Genomic DNA, 6,441 nt, shown 5'->3' on the forward strand with positions numbered 1-6,441 from the left:
TACGGACGTCGCGTTTTACTCGTCGCCCTGATCGCCTTGATCGTCATCCGGCATTTGCGGTGCGCGCGGCGGCGCGGGGCGCTTGCCGATCATCACGTTGAGATCCAGTTCCTTGTTCTTGCGCATCAGATGGACCTTCACCGACGTGCCCGGCTTGATCTGCGCGACGACGTTGAGCAGGCGCGTCGTGTCGGTGATCGTGTCGTCGTTGATCGACACGAGGATATCGCCCGGCTTGATGCCCGCCTTGTCCGCCGGGCCGCCCTGCAGCACGCCCGCGACAATCGCGCCGGACTTCTGATCCAGCCCGAACGATTCGGCGATCTCCGGCGTCACGTCCTGCGGTTCGACGCCGATCCAGCCGCGCGTCACGCTGCCCGTCGTGATGATGCTTTCCAGCACGCTGCGCGCGGTCGACACGGGAATCGCGAAGCCGATGCCGAGCGAGCCGCCGCTGCGCGAATAGATCGCCGTGTTGATGCCCAGCAGGTTGCCGTTCACGTCGACCAGCGCACCGCCCGAATTGCCGGGGTTGATGGCGGCGTCGGTCTGGATGAAGTTCTCGAACGTGTTGATGCCGAGGTGATTGCGCCCGAGCGCGCTGACGATGCCCATCGTGACCGTCTGGCCGACGCCGAACGGATTGCCGATCGCGAGCACGACATCGCCGACGCGCGTCTGATCCATTCGCCCGAGCGTGATGGTCGGCAGGTTGGTCATGTTGATCTTCAGCACGGCGAGGTCGGTTTCCGGATCGACGCCGATCACTTTCGCGCTGGACGTGCGACCATCGGCGAGCGCGACTTCGATTTGATCCGCCCCGTCGACGACATGCTGGTTCGTTAGAATGTAACCTTCCGAGCTGACGATGACACCGGAGCCGAGATTCGACGCGGGCGGCTCGTCGCTCTTGCGCTTGTTCTTGTCGCCGAAGAAGTAGCGGAACAGCGGGTCTTTCGCGCGCGGGTCGGGCGGCAGATTGCCGTCCTTGCTGGAGAACACGTTCACGACGGCCGGCATCGCCTTTTGCGCGCCTTCCGAAAAGGACGACTGAACGGGGCGCGAGCCGATGCTCGGCGCCACTTCCTGCAACGCGACGATCGGCTCGGCAAGCTGCTTGCCGAATTGACCCTGACGTTGAAGCCACTGCGGCTTCAAGGTCGCGATGATGAACATCAGGGCCAAAAGCACGGTGACCGCTTGGGCAAAAAATAGCCAGAAGCGTCTAAGCATTTGAAGGGATAGAGGAATTCATGGATCGGATCGAACTCGAATTGTATCTGAACAATCTGCTGGAAATCGGCCGCTTCAAGGACTATTGCCCGAACGGTCTGCAGGTTGAAGGCGCGCGCCGCGTGCAGAAGATCGCAACCGGCGTGACCGCCTCGCAAGCCTTTCTCGAAGCCGCGCTGGAGTGGGGCGCGGACACGGTGCTCGTGCATCACGGCTACTTCTGGCGCAATGAGGCGCCGCAGATCACCGGGCGCAAGCATCGAAGATTGCGCACGCTGATTGCCAACGACATCAATCTCTTCGCCTATCATCTTCCGCTCGACTCGCATCCGGAACTCGGCAACAACGCGCAGATCGGCGCACGCCTCGGACTGATCGCGGACGCGCGCTTCGCGAATCAGGATCTCGGCTGGATCGCGACGCTCGGCATGCCGCTCCCGCTCGAGCACTTCAGCGCGATGGTCGAGAACGCGCTCGGCAGGAAGCCGCTCGTGTTCGGCGACACAGACAAGGAATTGCGCCGCGTGGCGTGGTGCACGGGCGGCGCACAAGGTTACTTCGAAGAGGCCATCGCGGCGGGCGCGGACGTGTATCTGAGCGGCGAAGTCTCGGAGCAAACCATGCATATCGCGGCGGAATCGGGCGTGGCGTACATCGCGGCCGGGCATCACGCGACGGAGCGCTATGGCGTGCAGGCCGTGGGCGCGCATCTGTCCGAGCAATTCGATATCGAGCATCTTTTTATCGATATCGATAATCCGGTTTAATGACCGATTAAGCTGTGGGCGCGATTATCTGCGCTTGCGGTTGCCTTAAATGAACGCTTCACGATGTTGCGCGAAAAACGTGGGGAAAACCCTGAAGCATCAATCACTTCGAGTGATTTTTGCTAGTCAGCCCTTGTAAATGCCAACTCCATTCGCGCACACTAACGGCGGAACAACTGATGTGACGGTATAAATCCAACTCAGAAGTGGGGCGTGTGATGCGAGACAAGGATGAAAAACGCGTCGACGGCGGCCGCCGTACCTGGCTGATTGCGACGACCGCAGCAGGTGGTTTCGGAGCAGTGGCAACCGTAGTTCCCTTTGTAGGTTCGTTTGCTCCATCGGAGAAGGCCAAGGCGGCGGGCGCGCCTGTCGAGGTCGATATCAGCGGACTGAAGCCGGGCGACATGATGACCGTCGCCTGGCGCGGCAAGCCGGTGTGGATCGTGAATCGCACCGACGAAATGCTGGCCGACGTCAAGAAGGCCGACAACGAAGTAGCCGACCCGAAGTCGAAGATGGAATTCTCGATGCCGTTGCCGGAGTACTGCAACAACGAGTATCGTTCGCGCGCGGATCACAAGAACATTTTCGTGGCGGTTGCCGTGTGCACGCATCTGGGCTGCACGCCGACGCCGCGTTTCACCGAGGGTCCCCAACCCAATCTCCCCGATAACTGGCCGGGCGGCTTCCTTTGCCCGTGCCACGGCTCGACCTATGACATGGCCGGCCGCGTCTTCAAGAACAAGCCCGCGCCGCAGAACCTGGACATTCCACCGTTCATGTTCACTTCCGCGACGCAACTCGTGATCGGCAAGGACGAAAAGGGAGAGGCGTAAATGGCGACCGCAGACAAGGAAGTAGAGACAACGGGCCTGACCGGTTGGATCGATCGCCGGTTTCCACTGACCTCGACCTGGAAGAAACACGTATCCGAGTATTACGCGCCGAAGAACTTCAACTTCTGGTACTTCTTCGGCTCGCTCGCGTTGCTGGTGCTGGTGAATCAGATCGTCACCGGTATTTTCCTCACGATGAACTACAAGCCCGATGCGACGCTCGCGTTCGCCTCGGTCGAGTACATCATGCGCGAGGTGCCGTGGGGCTGGCTCATTCGCTACATGCATTCGACGGGCGCGTCGATGTTCTTCGTCGTCGTGTATCTGCACATGTTCCGCGGGCTGATGTACGGGTCGTATCGCAAGCCGCGCGAACTCGTGTGGATCTTCGGTTGCGCGATCTTCCTGTGCCTCATGGCCGAAGCGTTCTTCGGCTATCTGCTGCCGTGGGGGCAGATGTCGTTCTGGGGCGCGCAGGTGATCGTCAACCTGTTCTCGGCGATTCCGTTCATCGGTCCGGATCTGTCGCTGTGGATTCGCGGCGATTACGTCGTTTCCGATGTCACGCTGAACCGCTTCTTCGCGTTCCATGTCATCGCGATTCCGCTTGTGCTGATCGGACTCGTGGTCGCGCACCTCGTCGCGCTGCACGAAGTCGGCTCGAATAATCCGGACGGCGTCGAGATCAAGGCGAAGAAGGACGCGAACGGCATTCCGCTCGACGGCATTCCGTTTCATCCGTACTACTCGGTGCACGACTTCATGGGCGTGTGCGTGTTCCTGCTGATCTTCGCGGCGATCATCTTTTTCGCGCCGGAAATGGGCGGCTATTTCCTCGAAGCCAACAACTTCGTGCCGGCCAATCCGTTGCAGACGCCGCCGGAAATCGCGCCGGTGTGGTACTTCACCGCGTTCTACGCGATGCTTCGCGCGACGACCGATCCGTTCAAGATCGTGCTGATGATCGTGATCGCGCTGCTCGGCGTGCTCGCGCTCGTCAAGGCGCGCGGGAAATGGAAGCTCGGCCTGCCGGTGCTCGCCGCGGTGGTGCTGGTTTTCATGGCGCTGACGGAATCGAAGTTCTGGGGCGTCGTCGTGATGGGCACGGCGGTCGTGTCGCTGTTCTTCCTGCCCTGGCTGGACCGCAGTCCGGTGAAGTCGATTCGCTATCGGCCGCTCTTTCACAAGGTCTTCTACGCGATATTCGTGTTCGCGTTCCTGATGCTCGGCTTCCTGGGCACGCGACCGCCATCGCCGGCCGCGACGCTGATCGCGCAGATCTGCGCGCTGATCTACTTCGCGTTCTTCCTCGGCATGCCTTTCTGGACGCCGCGCGGCAAATTCAAGACGCCGCCTGAGCGAGTGCACTACAAACCTCACTGAGCGCACGTCCGGAGACGAATACGATGAAAAAATGGCTCTCTACAATAGCGATGATCGGTGCGGCGATGCTCTCGTTCTGCGCACCGCCGGCGTTCGCGCAGGAAGAAGCGGTGCTCGATCGGGCGCCCGACAGTTCGGACAATCTCGCGTCCTTGCAGCACGGCGCACAAGTTTTTGTAAACTACTGCCTGAATTGCCACAGCGCGACGTTGATGCGGTACAACCGGCTGACCGATATCGGCATCAGCGAGAAGCAGATTCGAGAGAATCTGCTCTTTACTACGGACAAGGTCGGCAACACGATGTCGATCGCGATGCGCCCGGAAGATGCGAAAGCGTGGTTCGGTGCGTCGCCGCCGGATCTGTCCGTCGAAGCGCGGGCGCGCGGCAGGGACTGGCTCTACACGTACCTGCGGAGTTTCTATCACGATCCGACGCGGCCGACCGGCTGGAATAATCGCGTCTACGAAAACGTCGGCATGCCGCACGTGCTTTGGACGCTCCAAGGCGTCCGGGACGCGAAATTCGAGACCGATACGGACGAAAAGACGGGCGAAAAGGTACGAAGATTCGTCGGTTACACTCAGGTTACACCTGGTGCCATGTCGTCCGTGGATTATGATTCAACTGTGGCCGATCTCGTTTCGTACATGTCGTGGATGGCGGAACCCGCGCAGCAGACGCGCAAGCGGCTCGGCGTCTGGGTTTTGCTGTTCCTGGCGTTCTTGAGCTTCCTCGCGTGGCGCCTGAACGCGGCATACTGGAAAGATATCAAATAGCGCGCCTTCGAAGGCGTGGGTCGGCGCGACGGCGTTTTCCGCGAGGAAACGCCGCGGCCGGCCCTTCGAGTTTACTGAAGGAACTTTAAAAACATGATGGTTCTGTATTCCGGCACTACTTGCCCCTTCTCCCAGCGCTGCCGGCTGGTGTTGTTCGAAAAGGGCATGGATTTCGAGATTCGCGACGTTGACCTGTTCAACAAGCCGGAAGACATCGCGGTGATGAACCCTTACGGACAGGTCCCGATCCTCGTCGAGCGCGACCTGATCCTGTACGAGTCGAATATCATTAACGAATATATCGACGAGCGTTTCCCGCATCCGCAACTCATGCCGGCCGATCCGGTGCAGCGCGCCCGCGCACGCCTGTTCCTGCTGAACTTCGAAAAGGAACTGTTCGTTCACGTCGGCACGCTGGAAAACGAAAAGGGCAAGGCCGCCGAGAAGAATCACGAGAAGGCGCGCAGCGCGATCCGCGATCGCCTCACGCAGCTCGCCCCGATCTTCCTGAAGAACAAGTACATGCTGGGAGAGGAGTTCTCGATGCTCGACGTCGCGATTGCGCCGCTGCTGTGGCGTCTGGATCACTACGGCATCGAACTGTCGAAGAACGCAGCACCGTTGATGAAGTACGCCGAGCGGATTTTCAGCCGTCCGGCCTATATTGAAGCGCTGACGCCTTCCGAAAAGGTGATGCGTCGATAGTTTGAGTGCGTTGGGACGCGGCGGCGCGCGTTGCGCGGCCGCATTCCGACAGAGGAAAGTTGATGCAAGAGATTTCCACCAAGCCGTATTTGTTGCGCGCACTGTACGAATGGTGCACGGACAATGGTTTTACGCCTCACATCGCCGTTCGGGTCGATGCGGCTACGCGCGTGCCGCGCCAGTTCGTCCGCAACGACGAGATCGTGTTGAACATCAGTTTCGAGGCGACGAGCCAGTTGCAGATGGGCAACGAGTGGATCGAGTTCAGCGCGCGTTTCTCCGGCAAGTCACACAAGATCGAAGTGCAGGTCGCGAACGTGCTCGCTATCTACGCACGCGAGAACGGACAGGGGATGGCGTTCCCGGTCGAGCAGTCGCATTCCGGCTCGGATTTGACGAGCGCTCCCGTGGGCGCGCGATCGGCCGAGCGCGATACGCGGCAGATCGAGGAACCCGCAGACACCGCGCCGAAAGAGGATGCGCAAACTGCAGCGGATGACGATTCGAAATCGCCTGCGAGGTCTCACCTCAAAGTCGTTAAATGAAGTAGAATTCCGTGCTTCGCCGGCTTAGCTCATCTGGTAGAGCAGTTGATTTGTAATCATCAGGTGGCGGGTTCGAGTCCTGCAGCCGGCACCAAGACTTATGTCGACGGGTCGTGCGATGTCCGCACGACCCGTTTGCTTTGAGTCGGGAAGACGAGTAGGTCGAATCGATAAGAAACGTTTCAAAAAC

General features: G+C 60.0%; 7 protein-coding genes and 1 tRNA gene. 7 read left to right on the top strand and 1 reads right to left on the bottom strand.

Annotation, left to right across the window (positions count from 1 at the left end; all coding sequences use genetic code 11):
- Nucleotides 1-15: 15 nt before the first annotated feature.
- Nucleotides 16-1,233 (bottom strand): S1C family serine protease, encoded by a 1,218-nt coding sequence (locus BG60_RS24260; RefSeq protein ID WP_008344149.1) that lies wholly within the window; start codon nucleotides 1,231-1,233, stop codon nucleotides 16-18.
- A gap of 20 nt (nucleotides 1,234-1,253) precedes the next feature.
- On the opposite strand from BG60_RS24260, the gene BG60_RS24265 reads away from it, so the two are divergent.
- From BG60_RS24265 to BG60_RS24295, 7 genes are all read left to right on the top strand, one after another.
- A complete protein-coding gene (locus tag BG60_RS24265; protein WP_008344150.1) occupies nucleotides 1,254-2,000 on the top strand; it encodes a Nif3-like dinuclear metal center hexameric protein in 747 nt (248 codons plus the stop codon).
- 218 nt (nucleotides 2,001-2,218) lie between these two features.
- Complete coding sequence (gene petA, locus BG60_RS24270) at nucleotides 2,219-2,839, top strand: ubiquinol-cytochrome c reductase iron-sulfur subunit (protein ID WP_008344151.1); 621 nt, start codon at nucleotides 2,219-2,221, stop codon at nucleotides 2,837-2,839.
- Nucleotides 2,840-4,222, top strand: coding sequence for a cytochrome b (locus tag BG60_RS24275; protein ID WP_008344152.1), 1,383 nt, complete (start codon nucleotides 2,840-2,842; stop codon nucleotides 4,220-4,222).
- 23 nt (nucleotides 4,223-4,245) lie between these two features.
- Nucleotides 4,246-5,001, top strand: coding sequence for a cytochrome c1 (locus BG60_RS24280; RefSeq protein ID WP_008344153.1), 756 nt, complete (start codon nucleotides 4,246-4,248; stop codon nucleotides 4,999-5,001).
- Between the two features lie 93 nt (nucleotides 5,002-5,094).
- Nucleotides 5,095-5,706, top strand: coding sequence for a glutathione S-transferase N-terminal domain-containing protein (locus BG60_RS24285; RefSeq protein ID WP_008344155.1), 612 nt, complete (start codon nucleotides 5,095-5,097; stop codon nucleotides 5,704-5,706).
- 62 nt (nucleotides 5,707-5,768) lie between these two features.
- Entirely contained in the window at nucleotides 5,769-6,251 is a 483-nt protein-coding gene (locus BG60_RS24290) for a ClpXP protease specificity-enhancing factor (protein ID WP_008344157.1), read from the top strand.
- Nucleotides 6,252-6,269: 18 nt separating this feature from the next.
- Nucleotides 6,270-6,345: transfer RNA gene (locus BG60_RS24295), tRNA-Thr, on the top strand.
- Nucleotides 6,346-6,441: the final 96 nt, after the last annotated feature.

The sequence above is a fragment of the Caballeronia zhejiangensis genome, from assembly GCF_000698575.1.
Classification (GTDB): Bacteria; Pseudomonadota; Gammaproteobacteria; order Burkholderiales; family Burkholderiaceae; genus Caballeronia; species Caballeronia zhejiangensis.

Bases quoted from the DNA above. Each gene is read 5' to 3' on its own strand.
- BG60_RS24280 (WP_008344153.1), top strand. From the start codon at position 4,246: ATGAAAAAATGGCTCTCTACAATAGCGATGATCGGTGCGGCGATGCTC.
- BG60_RS24285 (WP_008344155.1), top strand. From the start codon at position 5,095: ATGATGGTTCTGTATTCCGGCACTACTTGCCCCTTCTCCCAGCGCTGC.
- petA (WP_008344151.1), top strand. From the start codon at position 2,219: ATGCGAGACAAGGATGAAAAACGCGTCGACGGCGGCCGCCGTACCTGG.
- BG60_RS24275 (WP_008344152.1), top strand. From the start codon at position 2,840: ATGGCGACCGCAGACAAGGAAGTAGAGACAACGGGCCTGACCGGTTGG.
- BG60_RS24260 (WP_008344149.1), bottom strand. From the start codon at position 1,233: ATGCTTAGACGCTTCTGGCTATTTTTTGCCCAAGCGGTCACCGTGCTT.
- BG60_RS24265 (WP_008344150.1), top strand. From the start codon at position 1,254: ATGGATCGGATCGAACTCGAATTGTATCTGAACAATCTGCTGGAAATC.
- BG60_RS24290 (WP_008344157.1), top strand. From the start codon at position 5,769: ATGCAAGAGATTTCCACCAAGCCGTATTTGTTGCGCGCACTGTACGAA.